The 22422-nt window shown below is 62.5% G+C and carries 19 protein-coding genes; 10 read left to right on the top strand and 9 right to left on the bottom strand.

Going from position 1 to position 22422, the window contains the following annotated elements; all coding sequences use genetic code 11:
* Positions 1-28: 28 nt before the first annotated feature.
* Positions 29-1342: an ABC transporter substrate-binding protein gene (locus Mame_RS03635; RefSeq protein ID WP_018067600.1), complete on the bottom strand. Its 1314-nt coding sequence runs from the start codon at positions 1340-1342 to the stop codon at positions 29-31.
* A 494-nt stretch (positions 1343-1836) separates the two neighbouring features.
* Entirely contained in the window at positions 1837-4272 is a 2436-nt protein-coding gene (gene gyrB, locus Mame_RS03640; protein WP_018067601.1) for a DNA topoisomerase (ATP-hydrolyzing) subunit B, read from the bottom strand.
* A 471-nt stretch (positions 4273-4743) separates the two neighbouring features.
* Here gyrB and osmF point away from each other — a divergent pair, with 471 nt between their 5' ends.
* The 4 genes from osmF (at position 4744) to Mame_RS03660 (ending at position 8755) form a co-directional block, all read left to right on the top strand.
* Entirely contained in the window at positions 4744-5661 is a 918-nt protein-coding gene (gene osmF, locus Mame_RS03645) for a glycine betaine ABC transporter substrate-binding protein OsmF (RefSeq protein WP_018067602.1), read from the top strand.
* Positions 5662-5892: 231 nt separating this feature from the next.
* On the top strand, positions 5893-7083 hold the full coding sequence (locus tag Mame_RS03650; protein WP_018067603.1) for an ABC transporter permease: 1191 nt from the start codon (positions 5893-5895) through the stop codon (positions 7081-7083).
* Complete coding sequence (locus tag Mame_RS03655) at positions 7080-8018, top strand: ABC transporter ATP-binding protein (protein WP_018067604.1); 939 nt, start codon at positions 7080-7082, stop codon at positions 8016-8018. Before Mame_RS03650 ends, Mame_RS03655 begins: the two co-directional genes overlap by 4 nt.
* A gap of 8 nt (positions 8019-8026) precedes the next feature.
* Entirely contained in the window at positions 8027-8755 is a 729-nt protein-coding gene (locus Mame_RS03660; RefSeq protein WP_412768657.1) for an ABC transporter permease, read from the top strand.
* 31 nt (positions 8756-8786) lie between these two features.
* Here the strand turns inward: Mame_RS03660 and Mame_RS03665 are convergent, their stop codons facing one another.
* The 5 genes from Mame_RS03665 to acs form a co-directional block, all read right to left on the bottom strand.
* Positions 8787-9563, bottom strand: a complete 777-nt coding sequence (locus tag Mame_RS03665) for a pyrroline-5-carboxylate reductase (RefSeq protein WP_018067606.1) — start codon at positions 9561-9563, stop codon at positions 8787-8789.
* Positions 9564-9812: 249 nt separating this feature from the next.
* Positions 9813-10388 (bottom strand): NADPH-dependent FMN reductase, encoded by a 576-nt coding sequence (locus Mame_RS03670; RefSeq protein ID WP_018067607.1) that lies wholly within the window; start codon positions 10386-10388, stop codon positions 9813-9815.
* A gap of 90 nt (positions 10389-10478) precedes the next feature.
* Entirely contained in the window at positions 10479-10856 is a 378-nt protein-coding gene (locus Mame_RS03675) for a winged helix-turn-helix transcriptional regulator (RefSeq protein WP_018067608.1), read from the bottom strand.
* 267 nt (positions 10857-11123) lie between these two features.
* A complete protein-coding gene (locus Mame_RS03680; protein ID WP_079920686.1) occupies positions 11124-12200 on the bottom strand; it encodes an ISAs1 family transposase in 1077 nt (358 codons plus the stop codon).
* Positions 12201-12376: 176 nt separating this feature from the next.
* The gene (acs, locus tag Mame_RS03685; protein ID WP_018065390.1) at positions 12377-14335 is read right to left on the bottom strand and encodes an acetate--CoA ligase; all 1959 of its coding nucleotides are present in this window, start codon (positions 14333-14335) and stop codon (positions 12377-12379) included.
* Positions 14336-14638: 303 nt separating this feature from the next.
* Here acs and Mame_RS03690 point away from each other — a divergent pair, with 303 nt between their 5' ends.
* Positions 14639-15337, top strand: a complete 699-nt coding sequence (locus tag Mame_RS03690; RefSeq protein WP_018065389.1) for a DUF1013 domain-containing protein — start codon at positions 14639-14641, stop codon at positions 15335-15337.
* A 90-nt stretch (positions 15338-15427) separates the two neighbouring features.
* Here Mame_RS03690 and Mame_RS03695 read toward each other — a convergent pair whose 3' ends face one another.
* Positions 15428-15766 carry a winged helix-turn-helix transcriptional regulator gene (locus Mame_RS03695; RefSeq protein ID WP_018065388.1) on the bottom strand — a complete coding sequence of 113 codons (339 nt, stop codon included), beginning with the start codon at positions 15764-15766 and terminating at the stop codon, positions 15428-15430.
* A 145-nt stretch (positions 15767-15911) separates the two neighbouring features.
* Between Mame_RS03695 and Mame_RS03700 the strand changes: the two genes are divergently transcribed.
* Together Mame_RS03700 and Mame_RS03705 are read left to right on the top strand one after the other, a co-directional pair.
* Positions 15912-17042, top strand: coding sequence for an NADH:flavin oxidoreductase (locus tag Mame_RS03700; protein WP_018065387.1), 1131 nt, complete (start codon positions 15912-15914; stop codon positions 17040-17042).
* 69 nt (positions 17043-17111) lie between these two features.
* Positions 17112-17333 (top strand): DUF1413 domain-containing protein, encoded by a 222-nt coding sequence (locus tag Mame_RS03705; RefSeq protein ID WP_033410389.1) that lies wholly within the window; start codon positions 17112-17114, stop codon positions 17331-17333.
* 6 nt (positions 17334-17339) lie between these two features.
* Here Mame_RS03705 and Mame_RS03710 read toward each other — a convergent pair whose 3' ends face one another.
* On the bottom strand, positions 17340-18005 hold the full coding sequence (locus Mame_RS03710; RefSeq protein ID WP_018065385.1) for a YggS family pyridoxal phosphate-dependent enzyme: 666 nt from the start codon (positions 18003-18005) through the stop codon (positions 17340-17342).
* A gap of 165 nt (positions 18006-18170) precedes the next feature.
* Here Mame_RS03710 and leuS point away from each other — a divergent pair, with 165 nt between their 5' ends.
* The 3 genes from leuS to holA are packed head-to-tail and all read left to right on the top strand — an operon-like array spanning position 18171 to position 22401.
* Positions 18171-20801, top strand: a complete 2631-nt coding sequence (leuS, locus tag Mame_RS03715) for a leucine--tRNA ligase (protein WP_018065384.1) — start codon at positions 18171-18173, stop codon at positions 20799-20801.
* Positions 20788-21348, top strand: a complete 561-nt coding sequence (locus Mame_RS03720) for a hypothetical protein (RefSeq protein WP_018065383.1) — start codon at positions 20788-20790, stop codon at positions 21346-21348. Before leuS ends, Mame_RS03720 begins: the two co-directional genes overlap by 14 nt.
* A 12-nt stretch (positions 21349-21360) precedes the next feature.
* Entirely contained in the window at positions 21361-22401 is a 1041-nt protein-coding gene (gene holA, locus Mame_RS03725) for a DNA polymerase III subunit delta (RefSeq protein WP_018065382.1), read from the top strand.
* Positions 22402-22422 lie beyond the last annotated feature (21 nt).

Genomic DNA, 22422 nt, shown 5'->3' on the forward strand with positions numbered 1-22422 from the left:
TTGAGCCCGGCCGCCCCGCGGAGGAAGGTTACTTGATGTAGCCGGCCTTCATCATTTCGCGCTGGGTGAGTTGCTGCGCGTTGTTGAGGGCCTGGTCGGCGGTCACGTTGCCGGCAAGGGCTGCCGAGAACTGCTGGCCGACGGCGGTGCCGATACCCTGGAATTCGGGGATCGAGACGAACTGCGCGCCGGTATAGGGGATTTCCTGAACCGAAGGCTTGTTGGTGTCGACCGCATTGATCGATTCCAGCGTCATTTCGGCAAAGGGCGCTGCCTCCTGGTAGTCCGCATTCTCATAGAGCGAGGTGCGGGTGCCGGGAGGTGCCGCGCGCCAGCCATCCTGCTCGGCGACCAGATCGGTGTAGTGCTTGGAGGTCGCCCAGGCGACGAAGGCCTTGGCCGCATCGGCCTTGGTCGTCGAAGCCGGAATGGCGAGGTTCCACGACCACAGCCAATTGCCGCGGTTGCCGAGATCGCCCTTTTCCGGGAACAGCGCGAAGCCGACAGAGTCAGCGACCTTGGATTCCTTCGGGTCGGTTACGAACGAAGCGGCGACGGTGGCGTCGATCCACATGCCGCACTTGCCCTGCTGGAACAGCGCGAGGTTCTCGTTGAAGCCGTTGGAGGACGCGCCGGGCGGACCATAATTGTTCATCATGTCCAGATAGTCGGTGAGCGTCGCCTTCCACTCTTCGGTGTCGAACTGCGGCTTCCATTCCATGTCGAACCAGCGCGCGCCGTAGGAGTTGGACATCGCGCCGAGGAAGGCCATGTTCTCGCCCCAGCCGGCCTTGCCGCGCAGGCAGATGCCGTAAATGCCGGCATCCTTGTCGGTCATAGCCTTGGCAGCCGCCATGATCTCGTCCCAGGTCGGCTCGGCCGGAATGGTCACGCCGGCCTTTTCGGCGAGATCCGTGCGGTACATTACCATGGCGCTTTCGCCGTAGAACGGGGCGGCATAGAGTTTGCCGTCCACGGAAAGGCCACCGGCGATGGCGGGCAAAAGGTCTGCTTCGTCATAGTCGGACGGCATGCCGGAGAGTTCCAGAAGCCAGTTCTGCTTGGCCCAGATCGGCACTTCGTAGTTGCCGATGGTCAAGACGTCGTACTGACCGCCCTTGGTGGCGATGTCGGTGGTGACCTTCTGGCGCAGCACGTTTTCTTCAAGCGTGACCCATTCGAGGTCGATATCCGGATGATCCTTGGTGAAATCGTCGGTGAGCTTCTGCATGCGGATCATGTCGCCGTTGTTGACGGTGGCGATGGTCAGCGTTTCAGCAGAAGCAACGCCGGTCAGGGCGACCAGCGAGCAAGCGGCGAGCAGCGTCGAATGAAGTTTCATACTCGTTCCTCCCTCAGAATTGAGCAATAGCTTACGATGTGGGCAATTACTCACCATAATGACGCGCTCTGTCAAGTGGGCGAATGCTCATACTTTGGGCGAATGCCGCAATATGCTTGTTTCGAAAGGGTAATTTTTCGGCATGGAAGGACGATAAGGCTGCGCGCCGAAAGCGTCAGATACGCTGACACCTGATCGACGTGGTCAAATGCGCTGATGTTTTCCGGAACAAGCCAAGTGGCGTCCGGCTCACAAAATGTCGGTCACGACTTGCTCAACCGAGCTACTTTGTAGCCTATAGACACATCATGAAGCGGCGCGACATGAGCCTCGTGGCAACCGCTCGCGGCACATCGCCTTACGATCTGCCGCTTGGCCCCGGCCAAGGCGTTATTGGGCACGGAGCCTGTCGGGCGCGACAAACGCAATTATATCCCCGGCGCGCGGCCGGGGATGATGTCAAAACAAGAAACGGCGTATGCGCCGCCCAATCGTCAGATATCCAGGTTCGCCACCGACAGCGCGTTATCCTGGATGAAGTCGCGGCGGGGCTCCACCTCGTCGCCCATCAGGCGGGAGAACAGGCCGTCGGCGCTGGTGGCGTCGTTGACCTTGACCTGCAGCAGCGAGCGGACATTGGGGTCCATCGTGGTTTCCCAGAGCTGCTCGGCGTTCATTTCGCCAAGGCCCTTGTAGCGCTGCATGGTCAGGCCGCGACGGCCGGCCTCGAACACGGCTTCCAGCATGGCGCGCGGGCCGTAGATCGTGAGATCGCCATTCTTGCGCTTCAGCAGCGGCGGCTTCTCGTAGACCTCGAACAGGCGGCTCTGAAGCTGGTCCATGTAGCGGGCATCGACCGAGCCGATCAGGCCCATGTCGATATTGGCGACTTCCTTGACGCCGCGCACCGTGCGCTCGAAGCGCAGACCGCCATCCTCGCGCACGATCCCTTCCCAGCCGCGCTCGGTCTCCTCGGCGACCATGTCGAGACGCGCGGCGATATCGGCGGCCAGACGTTCGGCCTCGGCCGGATCGGTGACCCGCTCGGCGTTGAGCGCGCCGGCAATCGCCGCCTGCTCGACCACGTGGCGGTCATAGCGCGAATGGATGCCTTCCATCAGATTGCGCATCCGCACCGCATCGACGATCACCTGGCGCAGATCCGGACCGGCGCGGACTTCGCCGGAACCGAGATGCAGCGAGGCATCCTCGAGGCCCTGGTCGATCAGGTAATCCTCGAGCGCCTGCTCGTTCTTGAGATATTGCACCGACTTGCCGCGCGTGACCTTGTAGAGCGGCGGCTGGGCGATATAGAGATGGCCGCGCTCGATCAGCTCCGGCATCTGCCGGAAGAAGAAGGTGAGCAGCAGGGTGCGGATATGCGCGCCGTCGACATCAGCATCGGTCATGATGATGATCTTGTGATAGCGCAGCTTGTCCGGATTGTATTCGTCCTTGCCGATGCCGGTGCCAAGCGCGGTGATCATCGTGCCGATTTCCTGGCTCGACAGCATCTTGTCGAAGCGGGCGCGCTCGACGTTCAGGATCTTGCCCCGAAGCGGCAGGATCGCCTGGGTCTCGCGCGAACGCCCCTGCTTGGCGGAACCGCCGGCCGAGTCGCCCTCCACCAGCACCAGTTCGGATTTCGCCGGATCGCGATTGGAGCAGTCGGCGAGCTTGCCGGGCAGCGAGGCGATATCGAGCGCGCCCTTGCGCCGGGTCAGTTCGCGCGCGCGCCGGGCCGCCTCGCGGGCGGTCGCGGCCTCGGCGACCTTGGTGACAAGGATCTTTGCCTCGGTCGGATGCTCCTCCAGCCACTGGCTCAGCGCATCGTTGACGCAGCTTTCCACAACCGGGCGGACCTCGGAGGAGACCAGCTTGTCCTTGGTCTGCGACGAGAATTTCGGGTCCGGCACCTTCACGGAAAGCACGGCCGTCAGACCCTCGCGGCAGTCCTCACCCGTCAGCGTCACCTTTTCGCGCTTCAGGATGCCCGATGTATCGGCATAGGAGATCATCTGCCGGGTCAACGCGCCACGGAAGCCCGCCATATGGGTGCCGCCGTCGCGCTGGGGAATGTTGTTGGTGAAGCAGAGCACATTCTCGTGGTAGCTGTCGTTCCACCACATCGCCACTTCGACCGTGATGCCGTCCTTTTCGGTCGATATCGCGATCGGTTCGCTGACCAGCGGCTTCTTCGAGCGGTCGAGATAGGCGACGAAGGCCGCCAGCCCGCCATCATAATGCATTTCCTTCGCCACCGGTTCGGCATGGCGGTTGTCGGTCAGGAGAATGCGCACGCCGGAATTCAGGAAGGCCAGTTCGTGTAGGCGCTTTTCCAGCGTGTCATAGTCGAACTCGACCATGGTGAAGGTTTCCTGGCTCGGCATGAAGGTGAGCTCGGTACCGGTTTCGTCGCCGGCGTCGCCGATCACTTCCAGAGGCTTGTCGGCAACGCCGTGGGTGAACGAAATCTCGTGCAGCTTGCCATTGCGCTTGATCTTCAGCTTCAGCCAGACCGACAGCGCGTTGACCACCGAAACGCCGACGCCGTGGAGACCACCTGAGACCTTGTAGGAATTCTGGTCGAACTTGCCGCCGGCATGGAGCTGGGTCATGATCACTTCGGCCGCCGAGATGCCCTCGCCGGTGTGAATGTCGGTCGGAATGCCCCGGCCATTGTCGGTGACCGAGACGGAACCGTCGGGGTTCAATGTCACGGTGACAAGATCGGCGTAGCCGCCAAGCGCCTCGTCGATGGCGTTGTCGACCACCTCATAGACCATGTGGTGGAGCCCCGAGCCGTCATCGGTATCGCCGATATACATGCCCGGCCGTTTGCGCACGGCATCCAGCCCCTTGAGAACCTTGATCGAATCAGCGCCGTATTCGGCGGGAACGCCGACGGCAATTTCTGGGGTTTCGCTCATAAACAGGTCTTTCCAAACGTGTTGGAGTGTGGGCGCAAAACAAAGGCGCCGAATCACTGCCGTTTTCAGGCACCGATCCTAGGGGAAAAGCCCTTTTCACTCAAATCGATGGGCCCTCTTTTACAGTCAAATTGGGGATAAGCCCAGCCCGTTTCAATGGCGGACGCAGCGGGAGCGGAATTGGACCCGAGCGGCAGGGAACGCATGGCGGATATTTCCGGCAAACCGGGGGCGCGGCCACATAAATCTTGTGTATGCTATCGTTATGGAACGGCGGCGCACTATCTGAAAGTGAGGTCGCCTTTCACCATCGCTTCCGGGCGCGGTCCGGCGGTGGCGAAGCGACAGCTTCCTTGCCGGTCGCCGGAGATGCGGCCGGACGAATTTTCGCGGCTGCGCCATTTGCGGGGTAACGCCCGAAGGCGCGGCAACCGGCCCGGGACGGGCCGTTCCTAGAGAGAGGGAACCGATATGAAACGCATTCTCACCCTGACCGGCGCATTGGCGATCGCAGCCTTCGCCGCCGTCCAGACCGCCGCGGCAGCCCCCGTGGTCGTCTCCTCCAAGATCGACACCGAGGGCGGCGTGCTCGGCAACATCATCCTCCAGACGCTTCAGGCGAACGACATCCCGACTGAAAACAAGATCCAGCTCGGCGCCACGCCGATCGTCCGTCAGGCGATCACCGAAGGCCAGATCGACATCTATCCGGAATATACCGGCAATGCCGCCTTCTTCTACAACAAGGCGGACCTGCCCGTGTGGAAGAACGCCCAGGAAGGCTATGAGGAGGCCAAGAAGCTCGATTACGACGCCGAGAAGATCGTCTGGCTGACGCCGGCCAACGCCAACAACACCTGGGCGATCGCGATCCGCAAGGAAATCGCTGACGACAACAATCTGACCGATCTCTCCGAACTCGGCAAATATATCGCCGACGGCGGCGACATCAAGCTCGCGGCCTCCTCGGAATTCGTGACCTCGCCGTCGGCGCTACCGGCCTTCGAAAAAGCCTACGGCTTCCACCTCGAATCCGACCAGCTGATCACCCTTTCGGGCGGCGACACGGCGGCAACCATCGCGGCGGCCGCCAAGCAGACCTCCGGCGCCAATGCCGCCATGGTCTACGGCACCGATGGCGGCATCGCGCCGTCCGGCCTGAAGGTAATGGATGACGACAAGGGCGTGCAGCCGGTCTACCTGCCGACCCCGATCATCCGCGAGGCGCGTCTTGAGGAATATCCGCAGATCGCCGAAATCCTGAAGCCGGTCTTCGAGGCGCTCGACCTTGAGACCCTGCAGGACCTCAACGGCCGCGTCCAGGTCGGCGGCGAACCGGCCGATGCCGTCGCCAAGGAGTTCCTGACGCTGAACGGGTTCGTGAAGTAAGGTCGGAGTTTCAACCTAACCGCAAAGCCCCTCAATAATCTCCCCCCTTGAGGGGGAGATGTCGCGAAAGCGACAGAGAGGGGTACAGGGCATAAGCCGCAAGCTCCGAATTCGCAAAGAGGGTTCACCCCTCTCTGCCCCTGTCGGGGCATCTCTCCCTCAAGGGGAGAGATTGTTTGGAGCAAGATTGCCCGCTTCGGGGTAACACGACCGACAGCCAAAAGGCAGAACATGTCAGCCATCACCGAGACAGAGACGAGCGCTGCCAGAAGGCTCGACAAGCTTGGCGTCATCGTGGCCGCGATCGCGCTTATCGGCCTGTTCGCCCAGCCTTTCGCGCTGTCGCGGGCAAACCGCATCGTTTCCGCCGAGGGCGTCATGCTCTGGGCGGCGATGCCGCTGGCGCAGGCGATCGCGCTGATCGCCTTTCTGATGGCCGTGGTTGCCGTCATCCTGCTAAAAACCCCGGTGAACCTCCGGCTGGCCGCGGCGGTGGCCGCGATTGCGGTGCTGGCGCTGATGGTCGGACGCGCCGGCTACTACCTGATGCCGGACGACAATCCCTATGCCCGCGTTTCGCCGGGCGGCGGGTTCTGGATCATGCTGTTCGCGTTTTCGATCGCGATGGCCGATGCGATCGTGCGCAAACAGCTTTCGCCGCTTGCCAGAATCATCTTTCTCCTCGCCGCGATTGCCGCGATCGGGGCGTTGCTTTGGTCGGGGGCATGGAACGAACTTTCGATCATCAAGGAATATGAAAACCGCGCCGACGCCTTCTGGCGCGAGGGCCGCATTCACGTGGCGCTCGCCTTCGGATCGCTCGCGGCGGCGACGGTTATCGGCATTCCCATCGGCATATTGTGCTTTCGAACGCCGCCCGTGCGCGCCAGCATTCTGAACGCCCTGAATGTATTGCAGACCATTCCCTCGATCGCGCTGTTCGGCCTCCTGATCGCGCCGCTGGCCTGGATCGGCCGCACCGTGCCGGGGGCCGCCGAAATCGGGATCGCCGGGATCGGCTTTGCGCCGGCGATCGTGGCGCTGTTTGCCTATTCGCTGCTGCCGGTGGTCTCCAACACGGTCGCCGGCCTCGACAGCGTGCCGCGCGATGCTCGCGACGCCGCGCGCGGCATGGGCATGACCGGCCCGCAATTGCTGTTCCAGATCGAGCTGCCGCTCGCCTTCCCGGTGATCCTCACCGGCATCCGCATCGTGCTGGTGCAGAATATCGGGCTCGCCGTGATCGCCGGGCTGATCGGCGGCGGCGGATTCGGCACCTTCGTATTCCAGGGCATCGGCCAGACCGCGACCGACCTCGTGCTGCTCGGCGCGCTGCCGGTCGTCGGCATGGCTTTTGCCGCAGCCATCATTCTCGATGCACTCGTTGAAATCAGCCAGAAGAAAAAGGTTCGTCGCCCATGATCGAGATCGATGGCATCACCAAGGTCTATGGCAAGGCGCGGGCCGTGGACAATGTCTCGCTCACCGTGGAGCGCGGCGAACTCGCGGCCATCGTTGGGACCTCCGGCTCCGGCAAGACCACGCTGATGCGGATGATCAACCGGCTCGTGGAGCCCACCTCCGGCACGATCCGCATCGACGGGCGCGACAACCGCGACCTGCCGGCCTATGAGCTCAGGCGCGGCATCGGCTATGCGATCCAGGGCCACGGCCTGTTTCCGCATCGCACGGTCGCCGAAAACATCGCCACCGTGCCGAAACTTCTCGGCTGGGACCGCAAGAAGCGCGACGACCGCGTCGACGAGCTGCTGACCCTCTTCAACCTCGAGCCCGAACTTTATCGCGACCGCATGCCGCAGGAGCTTTCCGGCGGCCAGAAGCAGCGCATTGGCGTGGCCCGCGCGCTTGCCGCGGAACCGGCGCTGTTGCTGATGGACGAGCCCTTCGGCGCGCTCGACCCGATTATCCGCGCCAAGGCGCAGGAAGACCTGCTCAAGATCCAGCGGCAGTTCTCGACCACCGTGGTGCTGGTCACCCACGACATGGACGAGGCGATCCTGCTCGGCCACCGGATCGGCGTGATGCATGAGGGCAAGCTGCTGCAATATGCGCCGCCCGCCGAAATCATTGCCCATCCGGCCTCCGACTTCGTCAATGAACTGCTCGGCACCGGCGACAAGGCGTTCCGCATGCTGTCGCTGACGGCGGCGTCGAAAATGGTGGAGGAAGGCCCCGCCGAGGGACCGCCCATCGCCGATACCGCGAGCCTCAGGGATGCGCTGGCGCAGATCCTCTGGACCGGACGCGATGCCGTGCCGGTGGCGCGCGACGGCGTCATCATCGGCCGCATCACCCGCGAAAGACTGTTGCAGCGGGCGGAAGGTCCGGCTTCATGAAGCTTGCAATGCTCACAAGGCTGGCGCTTCTGGCGCTGCTCGTGGCCTTCATCGTCACGCCCGAGACCTTCGCGCCGGTGTTCGAGCCGTTCACGCAGAACAACGCGCCTGCGATCTACACCCAGTCAAGCATATTGTCGCTGACGCTCAGCCACCTTGCGCTTGTGGGGCTGGCGACGCTCGCCGCAACGCTGTTTTCGGTCAGCCTCGCGATCATCGTCACCCGGCCCTTCGGCGTCGAATTCCTGCCGCTGTCGCGCTCGATCGCCAATATCGGCCAGACCTTTCCGCCGGTCGCCGTGCTGGCGCTGGCCGTGCCGATCTTCGGCTTCGGACCGATCCCGACGCTGATCGCGCTGTTTCTCTACGGGTTGCTGCCGATCTTCGAGAACGCGCTGACGGGGCTGACCAACCTGCCGGGCAATGTCTCGGAGGCCGCGCGCGGCGCGGGCATGACGGGATGGCAGCGGCTGGCCCAGGTGGAATTTCCGCTGGCCTTCCCCGTCATCCTCGCCGGCATAAGGCTTTCGGTGGTGATCTCGCTGGCGACAGCCACGATCGGCTCGACGGTGGCGGCCAAGACACTGGGCGAGGTCATCATCGCCGGGCTGTTGTCCAACAACACCGCCTTCGTGCTGCAGGGCGGCCTCGTGGTCGGCGTGCTGGCGCTTCTGATCCATGACGGGCTGGTCATGGTCGAACGCGCCATGGCACGGCGCACCGGAAGGCTGGCATAAAGGAATAGAATCCTACGCCGCCCTCACCGCTTCAGGACTTCGCGTCCTCGAACCGCTGCCAGATGCCGTCCAGCGCCCTCGACAGCGCACGATAAGCCCCATCTTCCTTCAGATGCGCCAGCACCTGTTCATTGGTGCCGCCGCGGGTGGCGGATTCCTTTGTGAGATCGCCAAAGGAGTGCTCCGGTGCGTTTTTCGCGGTGGCGGCAAGGGCGTAGAACACCGCGCCGGAAAATTCCCGGGCCTTGTCGGCCGGCACGTTTTTCGCCGCCAGCCAGTCGGCGATCGTCTCGTAATAGGCGAACGCACCGGCAAGGGTGGCGGTGGCGACGCAGAGCGCCTGGTATTCCCCGGCGGTTTCGACCGCGACCGGCGTGCCGAGCGGCTCGAACAGGTCGACCACCTCCCGATGCGGCGGATGGATCGGCGTCGGGCCGCCATGAAAGGCGACGGCGGGCAGCGGCGTGACCAGCGTGACCTTCTGCGCCGGCGTCGTCAGCTTTTCGATCTGCTCCACGCCATAGGTCGCCATGAACGAGACGACATGATGCGCGGGGCCGAATTTCAGGCCTTCGAGAATACCCACGGCATCCTGCGGGCGCAGCGCCAGGCAGACCATCTCCGCCCCGTCGATGACATCCTGATTGCTGCCCGCGACCGCGACGTTTTCGAACCTGTCTGCAAGGTCGCGCGCGATCGCCTCATTGCGCGGCGAAACGAGGATCGCGGGCTTTTCGCCCTCGACCGTGGAAAGGCCGGTGACCACGGCCCGGGTGATTTCGCCGGTTCCGATAAATCCGATCGTCATGGCGGTCTCCTTTGCTGTTTGGCGCGCACCATAAGAACTACGCACCGGTTTGGAAACGGCGGAGCGAAAAAAGAAAGCCGCCGGGGGTCGCCGGCGGCTCAATCTCTTGCGAAGTTCTCTCACCCGGTCCCGTCATGCCGGCCTTGAGCCGGTATCCAGGCCTGCATTGCAATACATTGGCGACAGATAGGCGTCTCACCGCCCTGGACCCCGGATCAAGCCCGGGGTGACGGAGAATTATAGGGCCTTTCAAGCGGCGCGCGCCGTCTTCAGCGCATTGGTCCACCAGACGAGGTCATCGGTCATCGCCTTGGCGCCATCGATCAGATAGGGGAAATCGGCCATGGTCTTGCCTTCACGCAGGATGCCGAGCAGTTCCGTCATGCCGATATGGACATTGTATTTGAGCGAGGCGACCTGAAGCTCCGCCAGGATCAGGCGAAGCTGCTCGACGGCGCGCGCGCCGCCCGTGCCGCCATAGGCGAGGAAGGTGGCGGGCTTGCGGTTGAATTCCTTATAGGCGTAGTCGAGCGCATTCTTCAAAACGCCGGTGATGCTGTGGTTATATTCGGCGACCGTGAAGACGAAGCCGTCAAGGCTTTCGAGCTTCTCGCCCCAGCGGCGGGCGACGTCGTTTTCCGGCGGCACCCAGGCCGGCGACATCTTTTCCTCGAAGAACGGCATCGGATAGTCGCGCAGGTCGACCACCTCGAAATCAGCGTCGTCGCGGTCCTTGACGATGTCGAGATACCAGTTGAGCGGATGGTCGGCGAACCGCCCCTCGCGGGTGCTGCCGACGATGATGCCGATCTTGGGTCTGGTCACGGGAAACTCCTTGGTTATGAACAGTAACCAGCGAGTTAAACGTAACCGACCATGCCCGCAAGACGGCACTTTTTCATGCCTCGCTTACCTTCAGGTAACCGCCTTGTCTTTGGCCAGGTCGAAGGCGATCTGCGATTGATAGATGTCCCTGGCATTGTCCTTCGTCCACTCGAACAGGGGCACCATCGCCTGCTGCAGCCCGAGCCCACGCTCCGACAGTTCATATTCGACGCGCGGCGGAATGGTCGGGTAGACGGTGCGGATGACCAGGCCATCGCGCTCCAGATGCCGCAGCGTGACAGTCAGCATCCGCTGCGAGATGCCGCCGATGGCGCGGTGCAGTTCCTTGAACCGGATCGGCTCGCCCTGCTCCAGAACGCGCATCACCAGGATGGTCCACTTGTCGCCGATCCGCGACAGCAGGTTACTGATCGGACGGCAGTCCTCGGGCAGATGATCGGGATGCATGGCGGGCGCTCCGGTTACGTTCGGTGCGCAGGTTACCGGAATGCGGGGCGGAGTTCAAATTCCGGGGCACAATCGGGCTGCAGGAACTTCCGACAGTCTCCGCCCGCGCCTGTCGAAAAACCCATCCAAAACAATCTCTCCCCTTGAGGGAGAGATGCCCCGACAGGGGCAGAGAGGGGTGAACCCTCTCCGAGAGCATGGAATATGCGGCTTACGCCCTTTACCCCTCTCTGTCGCTTTCGCGACATCTCCCCCCTTGAGGCAGGGCTATCGCATATGAGCGATCATTGAGATTAGGAAGGTATCGTCCCATCCGGCTTTTTTCATTTTGCGCCGGATGGACGCCTTGTCCGGGTGGTGTCGGATGATGTTGAGAGCGAGCTTGCGAAGGATCGAGAGGTTCCGGGGCCCGTGATCCTTTCGGTTTCTGGCGGCGTCTTCGCAGAAGGCGACGTCGAGCACCCAGTGCAGTTGGTTCTCGATCGTCCAGTGCGCTCTGGCGATGTCCAGAAAGGCGGTAGCGCTGACTGACCTGGACAGCAGGAAATGTCGGATGTGACGCGTTTGCCGGCCATCGGGCTCCACCCGGATGCTTTCAAGCCGTGCGATCGCCTTGACGCCGGGAAAATCCATTCCTTCCGCCTTGACGATGACGGCGCGTCGGGTTTCGGTTCTGTCATGGGCCTTGCCATCGGCCTTTTCGGCTCTGTCGGGGTTGCTTTCCTTTTCAAGCAGGGCGATCGCCCGGTTGAGAAGGCCCGGTTGGTTGCCCTTGAGTGCAAGCGCATAGTCGGCGCCGGTCTTGAGAATGGCAGAGGCTGTGTCTGCCCTGCAATGCAGCGCGTCAGCCGTGACGATGCAGCCATCCAGCGACAAGCATGAAAGAGCTTGCAGAACGCCTTTGACTTCACTGCGGCCCGGCGCGAGCTGCTGGCCGATGACCATGCGCTGGTCGGCGGCCCAGATGTTGACCAGATGCAGGGGCGAGGCCTTGTCGCCGCGTTTGTAGGCCCCGCGCACGGCCTTGCCGTCGATGGCGATGACGCCGCTGATGGATTTTGCGAAAGCCTGCGCGAAGCGTGCAAAGACCGTTTCGAAAGCCTCAGGGTCGATATGTCTGAAAACATTCGAGAAAACGTCGTGACTGGGAGTGCCGTAAGGCAGAGGCACGATCTCCTTCAAAAGCTTGTGCTTGGAGACGCCAAAGTCGGCCATGTCCTGACAGGTTTCGGCCCCGCACAGCACCGCGGCCAAGGCAATGAACAAAACGCTGTTCAGCGAATAGCGGACATTGGCCGCCCGAGGGTCCGGAACCGACCCGAAAAGAGACGCAAATCCGTCCATCCAACCCTCCACAACAGAAAGGCTGAAGATGAATCGATTTGCGTCAAATATTCAATAGCTTAAAAGCCATACGCGATTCCCCTGCCCTCAAGGGGGGAGATTAGGGGTTGATACGCCCAATTCAAATGCGGTTGGACAGGGGTACCCACAAAGGATCAGCCCCGTTCCTACCTACCCTACGCCGCCTTCGACTTGTTCTGGCGGTTTTCGATCAGGTCGTCGACGACGCCGGGATCGGCCAGCGTCGAGGTGTCGCCGAGCGCGCCGAAATCGTCCTCGGCGATCTTGCGCAGGATACGGCGCATGATCTTGCCGGAACGGGTCTTTGGCAGGCCGGGGGCGAACTGGATCTTGTCCGGCGTGGCGATCGGGCCGATCTCGGAGCGGACCCACTTGATCAGCTCCTGACGCAATGCCTCGTCGCCCTCGTGGTCGCTCATCAGGCTGACATAGCAGTAGATGCCCTGCCCCTTGACCGGATGCGGATAGCCGACCACGGCGGCCTCGGACACGAAGTGGTGCGAGACCAGCGCGCTTTCGATTTCCGCCGTGCCGAGCCGGTGGCCGGAAACGTTGAGCACGTCGTCGACGCGGCCGGTGATCCAGTAATAGCCGTCCTCATCGCGCCGGCAGCCGTCGCCGGTGAAATACTTGCCCTTGTAGGTGGAGAAATAGGTCTGGATGAAGCGGTTATGGTCGCCATAGACCGAGCGCGCCTGCCCCGGCCAGCTGTCAGTGATGCAGAGATTGCCATCAGCCGTACCTTCCAGCACCTGGCCCTCATTGTCGACAAGCTGCGGCTGGACGCCGAAGAACGGCGTCGTCGCCGAGCCCGGCTTCAGGGCGGTCGCACCCGGGAACGGCGTGATCATCATGCCCCCGGTCTCGGTCTGCCACCAGGTATCGACGATCGGGCAGCGCTCCTCCCCAACGACGCGGTAATACCATTCCCAGGCCTCCGGATTGATCGGCTCGCCGACCGAGCCGAGCAGGCGCAGGCTTTGCCGCGACGACTTCGTCACCAGCTCGTCGCCGGCGCCCATCAGCGCGCGGATCGCAGTCGGCGCGGTATAGAGGATGTTGACCTGATGCTTGTCGACCACTTCCCAGAACCGGCCGGCATCCGGGAAGGTCGGCACGCCCTCGAACATCAGCGTGGTGGCGCCGTTGGCGAGCGGGCCGTAGACGATGTAGGAATGGCCGGTGACCCAGCCGACATCGGCCGCGCACCAGAAAATCTCGCCCTCGCGATAGTCGAACACATATTCGTGCGTCATCGAGGTCCAGACGAGATAGCCGCCGGTGGTGTGCAGCACGCCCTTGGGCTTGCCGGTCGAGCCCGACGTATAGAGGATGAACAGCGGATCCTCCGCCTTCATCTTCACCGGCGGGCAATCGCCCTTGACGGTCTTGATCTCCTCGTGATGCCAGAGGTCGCGGCCGCGCGCCCAGCCGACCTTGCCGCCGGTGCGGCGGATGCAGAGCACATGGTTGACCATGACATACTGCTTGGCGGCGATATCGATGGCGAGATCGACATTTTCCTTGAGCTGGATCGGCTTGCCGCCGCGCACGCCTTGGTCGCAGGTGATCACGAAAGTGCTCTCGCAATCGACGATGCGGCCTGCCAGCGCCTCCGGCGAGAAGCCGGCGAACACCACCGAGTGGATCGCGCCGATGCGCGCGCAGGCGAGCATCGCGTAGGCTGCTTCCGGCACCATCGGCATGTAGATCGTCACCCGGTCGCCCTTCTTGACGCCGTGCTTCTTCATCACGTTCGCCATGCGGCAGACCTGATCGTACAGCTGGTTATAGGTGATCTTCTTGTCGATATAGGGGTTGTCGCCTTCCCAGATGATCGCGGTCTCCTCGCCGCGGGTCTTCAGGTGGCGGTCGATGCAGTTGTAGGAGACGTTGGTCTGGCCATCCTCGAACCACTTGATCGAGACCCGGCCCTTGAAGGATGTGTTCTTGACCTTGGTATAGGGCTTGAACCAGTCGATCCGGCGGCCGTGACGGTCCCAGAAGATCTCCGGCTCCTCCACGCTTTCCTTGTACCATTTGTCATATTTCGCAGCGTCGATCTTTGCGCGCGCGCTTGCCGATTTCGGCACGGGATAGGTTTTTGACGACATCGTTTCCTCCTAACGGCAATTCCACGAGAACCGCTTAACCGGGCGGAATTGCGACACAATCAATAGATGGAGCGTTTTCGCCTTTCACGGAAAGGCGGAAAGGCTCAAAAAACCGGGGCTCCTCCATTGATTCCCATTCATACAGCCTGATTGGACGAGTTCAATAAGACATTGGTCAATTCCCGCCGGATCAATTGCAATTGCGACATTTTGCCTTTATATGAACGCCCATGATTTCCCGGAAATAGTGGCAAACACCCACGGACCGCGACACCGGCGCGGACGATAGAAGGACTATATCCAATGGCGCAAAAGCTGCTCATGCCCAAGGCGACTGCCGTATGGCTCGTGGACAACACGGCCTTGTCGTTCGACCAGATCGCCGAATTGTGCGCTCTGCATCCGCTGGAAGTAAAGGCGATCGCCGACGGCGAATCCGCCCAGGGCATCAAGGGCCTCGACCCGATCTCCACCGGCCAGCTTTCCCGCGACGAGATCGAGCGCGCGGAAAAGAACCCGAACCACAAGCTGAAGCTTTCCGAACCGAAGGTGCGGGTGCCGGAATCCAAGCGCAAGGGCCCGCGCTACACCCCGGTTTCCAAGCGCCAGGACCGCCCGAACGCGATCCTGTGGCTGGTGCGCAACCATCCGGAACTGAAGGACGCGCAGATCTCCCGCCTCGTCGGCACCACCAAGTCGACGATCGAGCAGATCCGCAACCGCACCCACTGGAACGCGGCCAATCTCGTGCCGATGGACCCGGTGACGCTCGGCCTTTGCAGCCAGATCGATCTCGACCTCGAAGTCAGCAAGTCCGCCAAGGACCGGCCCCTGCCCTCTGCCGACGAGATGGACAATGCGACGCTCGCTTCGGCTCAGGACACCGAAAACCTCGGTACGGACAATGACAAGGGCATGTCCGCCGACGAAGTGTTCTCCCGCTTCGCCTCACTCGGCAATTCCGTCAAGGATGACGACGAGAACGACGACGACGACCGCTAAGGCGTTTCCGGCCGAGGCCACATCATTGCGGAACGATCGAGGGGGCGCGAGCCCCCTTTTGCTGTCAGGCGGTTGTCGGAGACTGGTCGTTCAGGCGGCGCGCTCGTCAAATGCGGCCTGGGCGCGGGTAATTTCGTCGCCGTTTTCCTCGGTCCAGGTGTAGAGCGCGATGACATGGGCGCGTAGCGACTGACCGAGCGCCGTCAGCTCATACTCCACGCCAACGGGCGACGTGGGCAGAACCTTGCGATCGACGACACCATTGCGTTCGAGTTTGCGCAGCGTATCCGTCAGCGCCTTCTGGCTGACGCCCTCGAGCTGCTTCTTGATCGCGTTGAACCGATGCGGGCCGTAGCCGAGCATGGTCAGAACCATGATCGACCATTTGCCGGAAATCTGGTCGAGTATCTTCCGGTTGATGCAATCCACCTGAAATTTCGGGCAGTGGGACGGATCATGCGTCACAGGTCACCTCATCTATACCTAGGCAATACATAATGCCTTATTGACACTAAGTCCACAATTTATACCTACGCCGCCAGAACACCTCCCAAGGCTGCAAAGGAAACCCGAGATGTCAAATTCCGCCCATGAGGCCCTGTTCCGGCCTTTCAAGCTCAAATCGCTCGAATTGAAGAACCGGATCGTGATGGCGCCGATGACGCGCGGCTTTTCGCCGGACGGCGTGCCCGGCCAGAATGTTGCTGATTACTACCGCCGCCGCGCCGAGGGCGATGTCGGCCTGATCCTCTCCGAAGGCACCGTCATCGACCGGCCGAACTCCAAGAACCTTCCCGGCATTCCTGATTTCCACGGCGAAAAATCGCTCGCCGGCTGGAAAAACGTGATCGACACCGTGCATGCCGCCGGCGGCAAGATGGGCCCGCAGATCTGGCATGTGGCCAACACCATCGCCTCCGCCGATTATCCGCCGAACCCGGACGAGACCGAAAGCCCGTCCGGCTTCGTCAAGCCCGGTGAGAAGCGCGGCCACGCCATGAGCGAGGAAGACATCGCCGACACGATCGCCGCCTATGCCAGCGCCGCGGCGGACGCCGAGCGGCTCGGCTTCGATGTGGTCGAGATCCACGGCGCGCACGGCTATCTGATTGACCAGTTCTTCTGGCAGGGCCTGAACCTGCGCGACGACCGCTGGGGCGGCAAGACCATCACCGAGCGTACCCGTTTCGGCGCGGAAGTGGTCAAGGCCGTGCGCGCGGCGGTTTCCGATGACATGCCGGTGATCATCCGCCTCAGCCAGTGGAAGCAGCAGGACTACAATGCCCGCATCGCCACCACGCCCGACGAGATGGCCGAATGGCTGCAGCCGCTGGTGGATGCCGGCGCGGATATGCTGCATTGCTCGCAGCGCCGTTTCTGGGAACCGGAGTTTCCGGAGATCGACGGCGAGGAAGGCCTGAATTTCGCGGGCTGGGCGAAGAAGATCACCGGTGTTCCGACGATTTCGGTCGGCTCGGTCGGTCTCAACGGCCCCGATTTCCTCGGCTGGTTCGGCGGCGCGGAGGCCAATGCCAAAACGCCCGATCTCGACAGACTGGTTCGCCGTATGGACCGCGACGAGTTCGACCTGATCGCCGTCGGCCGCGCCTTGATTGCCGATCCGGAATGGGTCAAGAAGATCGAGGGCGGCGAGACCGAAACGCTCTCCACGTTTTCACGTGAAACATTGGGCGCGCTGGTCTAAGCCGGCCCTTTCATGCATCCGCCCGGAAAACCGCCAGCCGATTTTCCGGGCACGCAAACGCAAAAGACCATGCTTGACGAAGAAGACATAAAAACCCGGTTGCTGGGGCTCGAGCCCGGCGAGTTTCACTTTCCCGCACTCTATGGCGAGGGCTGGAACCGGCTTTATATCGGCGACAAGGTGAAGATCGGTCGCGAGTTCCTGAATGCCGTGCGCAAGGGAAAATTTCCCGAGGTGGAGGACACCGGCCGCAAGAAGGGCGGCGGACGGGTCTATCTCAAGCGCGGTTAAGACGCGTCAGTTCGAATAATCCCGCTCGCCGAAGATCGCCGATCCGACGCGCACGCTGGTGGCGCCGAAGGCAATCGCAATCTCGTAATCGCCGGACATGCCCATGGAAAGCTTATGCACGCTGTTTTCGGTCGCAAGATCGTGCAGCAGCGCGAAATGGGGCCCGGGATTCTCGCCAGCCGGCGGTATGCACATCAGGCCTTCGATCGTGAGGCCGAGCTCGTCGCGGCAGAGCGCGAGGAAGGCTTCGGTCTCGCGCGGATCGATGCCGGCCTTTTGCGGTTCGTTGCCGGTGTTGACCTGGACATAGAGCCTGGGCGCCCTGCCCTGCTTGGCGATTTCCTTGGCCAGAGCGCGGGCGATCTTCTCCCGGTCGACGCTTTCGATCACGTCAAACAGCTTGACCGCGTCCTCGGCCTTGTTGGATTGCAGCGGCCCGATGAGATGCAACTCGATATCCGGCGTTTCCGCCTTCAGCGCAGGCCATTTCTTCTGCGCCTCCTGAACCCGGTTTTCGCCGAACACGCGATGGCCGGCCTCGATCGCGAGGCGGATGGCATCGGCATCATGGGTCTTGGAGACGGCGACGAGGGTAACGTCCGTGCGCTCAGCCTCGTGTTCGGCGGCCTTTATCCGGCCAAGCACCTCTTCCAGATTCTCGCGCACACCCATGTCGTCACACCTCACATTTCCATTGCGGCGTCACCATATTGCAAAGGCCAGCAGCGAGGCAACGGTGGAAGGCCCCTTTCGGGGCCGTTTTGCTTGACGCTGAACCGCTTTCATGGTGAAGCTCACCGCCAAAATCCCCAAGAAAAAGAACCGAGCAAATCCGACATGGCATCCGAACGTTACAATCCGCGTAAAGTCGAACCCGAGTGGCAGAGCCGGTGGAATGACGGACACGTCTTCGTCACCGACAATGCCGACCCGCGCGAGACCTATTACGTGCTCGAAATGTTTCCCTATCCCTCGGGACGCATTCACATCGGCCATGTCCGCAACTATGCCATGGGCGATGTGGTGGCCCGCTACAAACGGGCGCGCGGTTTCAACGTGCTGCACCCGATGGGCTGGGACGCCTTCGGCATGCCCGCCGAAAACGCCGCGATGCAGAACAAGGTCCACCCCAAGGACTGGACCTACGAAAACATTGCCACCATGCGCGGCCAGCTGAAATCCATGGGCCTGTCGCTCGACTGGACCCGCGAATTCGCGACCTGCGATGTCGAATATTACCAGCGCCAGCAGCATCTGTTCCTGGACATGCTGGAAAAGGACCTGGTCTACCGCAAACAGTCCAAGGTGAACTGGGATCCGGTCGACATGACCGTGCTCGCCAATGAACAGGTGATCGAGGGCCGCGGCTGGCGCTCCGGCGCGCTGGTGGAACAGCGCGAGCTGACGCAGTGGTTCTTCAAGATCACCGATTACGCGCAGGAACTGCTGGACGCGCTCGATACGCTCGATCACTGGCCGGAAAAGGTCCGGCTGATGCAGAAGAACTGGATCGGCCGCTCCGAGGGCATGATGGTGCGCTGGGACATCGCCAGCGGCGATGCCGGCGGCATGGATGACATCACCGTCTACACCACGCGCCCCGACACGATCTTCGGCGCGTCGTTCCTCGCTATTTCCGCCGATCATCCGCTGGCGAAGGAAGCCGCGAAGCACGACGACAAGGTCGCCGCCTTCTGCGAGGAGACGCGGCGCGCCGGCACATCGCTGGCAGCACTCGAAACTGCGGAGAAGAAGGGCATCGACACCGGCATCACCGTGCGCCATCCCTTCGACGAAAGCTGGGAACTGCCGGTCTATGTCGCCAATTTCGTGCTGATGGATTACGGCACGGGCGCGATCTTCGGCTGCCCGGCCGGCGACCAGCGCGACCTCGACTTCGCCCGCAAATATGACCTGCCGGTGACCCCGATCGTGATGCCGAAGGACGGCGATGTCGCAAGCTTCACAATCGGCGACGAGGCCTATACCGATGACGGCGTGATGATCAATTCGCGCTTCCTCGACGGCATGAGCACCACGGAAGCCTTTGAAGCGATTGCGCAAAAGCTGGAAGCCGAGACGGTGCGCGGCGCGCCTCGCGGCGAACGCAAGGTCAATTTCCGCCTGCGCGACTGGGGCATTTCCCGCCAGCGCTACTGGGGCTGCCCGATCCCGGTGATCCATTGCGAGGATTGCGGCGTGGTGCCCGTGCCGAAGGCCGACCTGCCGGTGAAGCTGCCGGATGACATCGACTTCGAAAAGCCCGGCAACCCGCTCGACCGCCATCCGACATGGCGCGATGTCGCCTGCCCGTGCTGCGGCAAGGCAGCGCGGCGCGAGACCGACACGATGGACACATTCGTGGATTCGAGCTGGTATTACACCCGCTTCACCGCGCCGCATGAGGACGCGCCAACGGACCCGGCCGTGGCCGACCGCTGGCTGCCGGTCGATCAATATATCGGCGGCATCGAGCATGCGATCCTGCACCTCCTCTATTCGCGTTTCTTCACCCGCGCGATGAAGGCGACCGGCCATGTGAACCACGACGAGCCGTTCAAGGGCCTGTTCACGCAAGGGATGGTGGTGCACGAGACCTATCGCCTCGGCGGCAGCGGCACGTCGGGAAGCTGGGTTTCGCCGACCGATGTGCGGATCGAGGAAACCGACGGCACCCGCAAGGCCTATCTGCTGCAAACCGGCGCGGAAGTGACGATCGGCTCGATCGAGAAGATGTCGAAGTCGAAGAAGAACGTCATCGATCCGGATGATATTCTCGCCACCTATGGCGCCGATACCGCGCGCTTCTTCGTGCTGTCCGACAGCCCGCCGGACCGCGACGTGGTCTGGACCGAGGCCGGCGTGCAGGGCACGTTCCGCTTCGTGCAGCGCATCTGGCGGCTGATCTCCGAGGCAGCACCCGCGCTCGCCGGCATCGAGGCGAAAGCCGGGGCCGATGGCAAGGCGCTGGAGGTTTCCCGCGCGGCCCACAAGACGTTGAAAGCCGTTGCCGCTGACATCGAGGCGCTGGCCTTCAACAAGGCGATCGCCCGGATCTACGAACTGGTCAACGTGCTGGCAGCGCCGCTGACGGAGGCGGCCGAGGGCAAGGCGGATGCGCAAATGCTGGCCGCGCTGAAGGAATCAAGCCTGTTCCTGACCCATTGTTTCGCACCGATGATGCCGCATCTCGCCGAAGAATGCTGGAAGGTGCTCGGCGGTGAGGGTATGATCGCCATGGCCGCATGGCCGGCCTTCGATGCCGGGCTGACGGCCGACAATGAGATTACCCTGCCGGTGCAGGTGAACGGCAAGAAGCGCGGCGAACTGACCGTTGCCCGCGACGCCGATCAGGACAGCATCAAGGCGGCGGTGATGGAACTGGAAGCGGTGGCGCGCGCGCTGGAAGGTAAAACGCCGAAGAAAGTGATCGTCGTGCCGCAAAGGATCGTGAATGTTGTTGTCTGACCGTCTCTTCCGCACCGCTTTGCCGGCAGCGGCCCTTGCCGCGCTGATGGCGCTTTCCGCCTGCCAGGTCCGCCCGCTTTATGGCGGCGCGGAGGGCACGGCGCTGAACGCCAAGATGCACCAGCTCGCCTTCAACACGCCCACCACGCCGGTGGCCCAATATGTGCTGAACGACCTGATCTTCCTGACCGCCGGCGGGCTCGGCGAGAGCGCCGATCCGAAATACGACGTCAATGTCTCGGCCTTTGCGATTACATCCGAGGTTCTGGTCGACGATTCCTCCGATACCGCCAGCGCCGGGCGTACCATCGTGACGGCGGATTATTCGCTTCGCCGCCGCTCCGACAGCAAGCTTTTGGCCTCCGGTCGTCGCAAGGCGATTGCGCTTGTCGACTTCCCCTCGCAGGAATTCGCGCGCCTGCGCGCCATCCGCGATGCCGAACAGCGGGCCTCCAAGGAAGTGGCCGAGATCATCAACGCCGATCTCGCCATCGCGCTCAACAAGGAGCCGCCTGAGGTTCTGCCGCCCGCCCCTGCCCCGCAATAGATCACGGCGCCGATGACCGAGATAAAATCCCATCAGTTTGACGGCTTCCTCCGGCAGGATGCGCGCAAATACCGGGTTTTTCTGATCTACGGGCCGGATCGCGGCCTTGTCAGCGAGCGCGCCGCGCTGATCGCGAAGGGCACGGGCGTGCCGCTGGATGACGCCTTCGCGGTGATGAAGCTCGACAGCGGCGATATCGATGCCGGGCGGATCATGGACGAAATGGGCGCGATCGGCCTGTTCGGCGGCGAGCGACTCGTCTGGGCGCGCGCTGGCGGCAATGACAAGGCACTCGCGGACGTGCTGAAAATGCTGGCCGACAGCCCGCCGGAGGGCGCGTCGCTGATCATCGAGGCCGGAGAACTGCGCAAGGGCACGGCGATGCGCAAGGCCGCGGAAAGCGCCCGCTCCATCGCCGCGATACCCTGCTATGCCGATGATGCTCGCGCGCTTAACACATTGATCGATCAGGCTTTATCAGATGCTTCGCTGAGAATTACCCCGCCGGCGCGGCAATTGCTGCTGTCGCTGATCGGCGGCGACCGGCTGGCGACCCGCAACGAGATCGACAAGCTTGTGCTTTATGGCCGGGGCCTCGATGTGATCACCGAGGACCACGTCGCCGCCGTGATCGGCGATGCCAGCGCGATTTCCGCCGATGATGCGGTGGATGCCGTGCTTTCCGGCGATATGGCGGCGCTGCGCCACGCCATGGCCAAGACCGCCCAGTCAAAAACGCCGATTTTCCTGATCCTCAATGGCTGTATCCGGCAGTTTCACCTGCTCGATCAGATGCGCGCCGAGATGGAGAGCAAGCGCCTGCCGGCAAGCCAGGTGATGCAGACCCATGGGCGACACATCTTCTTCAAGCGCAAGCCGATCTTCGAACGCGCTCTTGGCGCCTGGAACAGCGCCGCGACGGCACGCGCGCTCAGGCTGCTCGCCGATACGGTGTTGAAGACCCGGCAATATCCCGAACTGGAAGAGAGCATCGCGATGCAGACGCTGCTTTCGCTCTCGCTTCGGTCAAACCGGGCAGCGACGCGGGCCTAGCGTCGGTCTGCTCTCTCTTCA

The sequence above is a fragment of the Martelella mediterranea DSM 17316 genome, assembly GCF_002043005.1.
In the GTDB taxonomy this organism is placed as follows: Bacteria; Pseudomonadota; Alphaproteobacteria; order Rhizobiales; family Rhizobiaceae; genus Martelella; species Martelella mediterranea.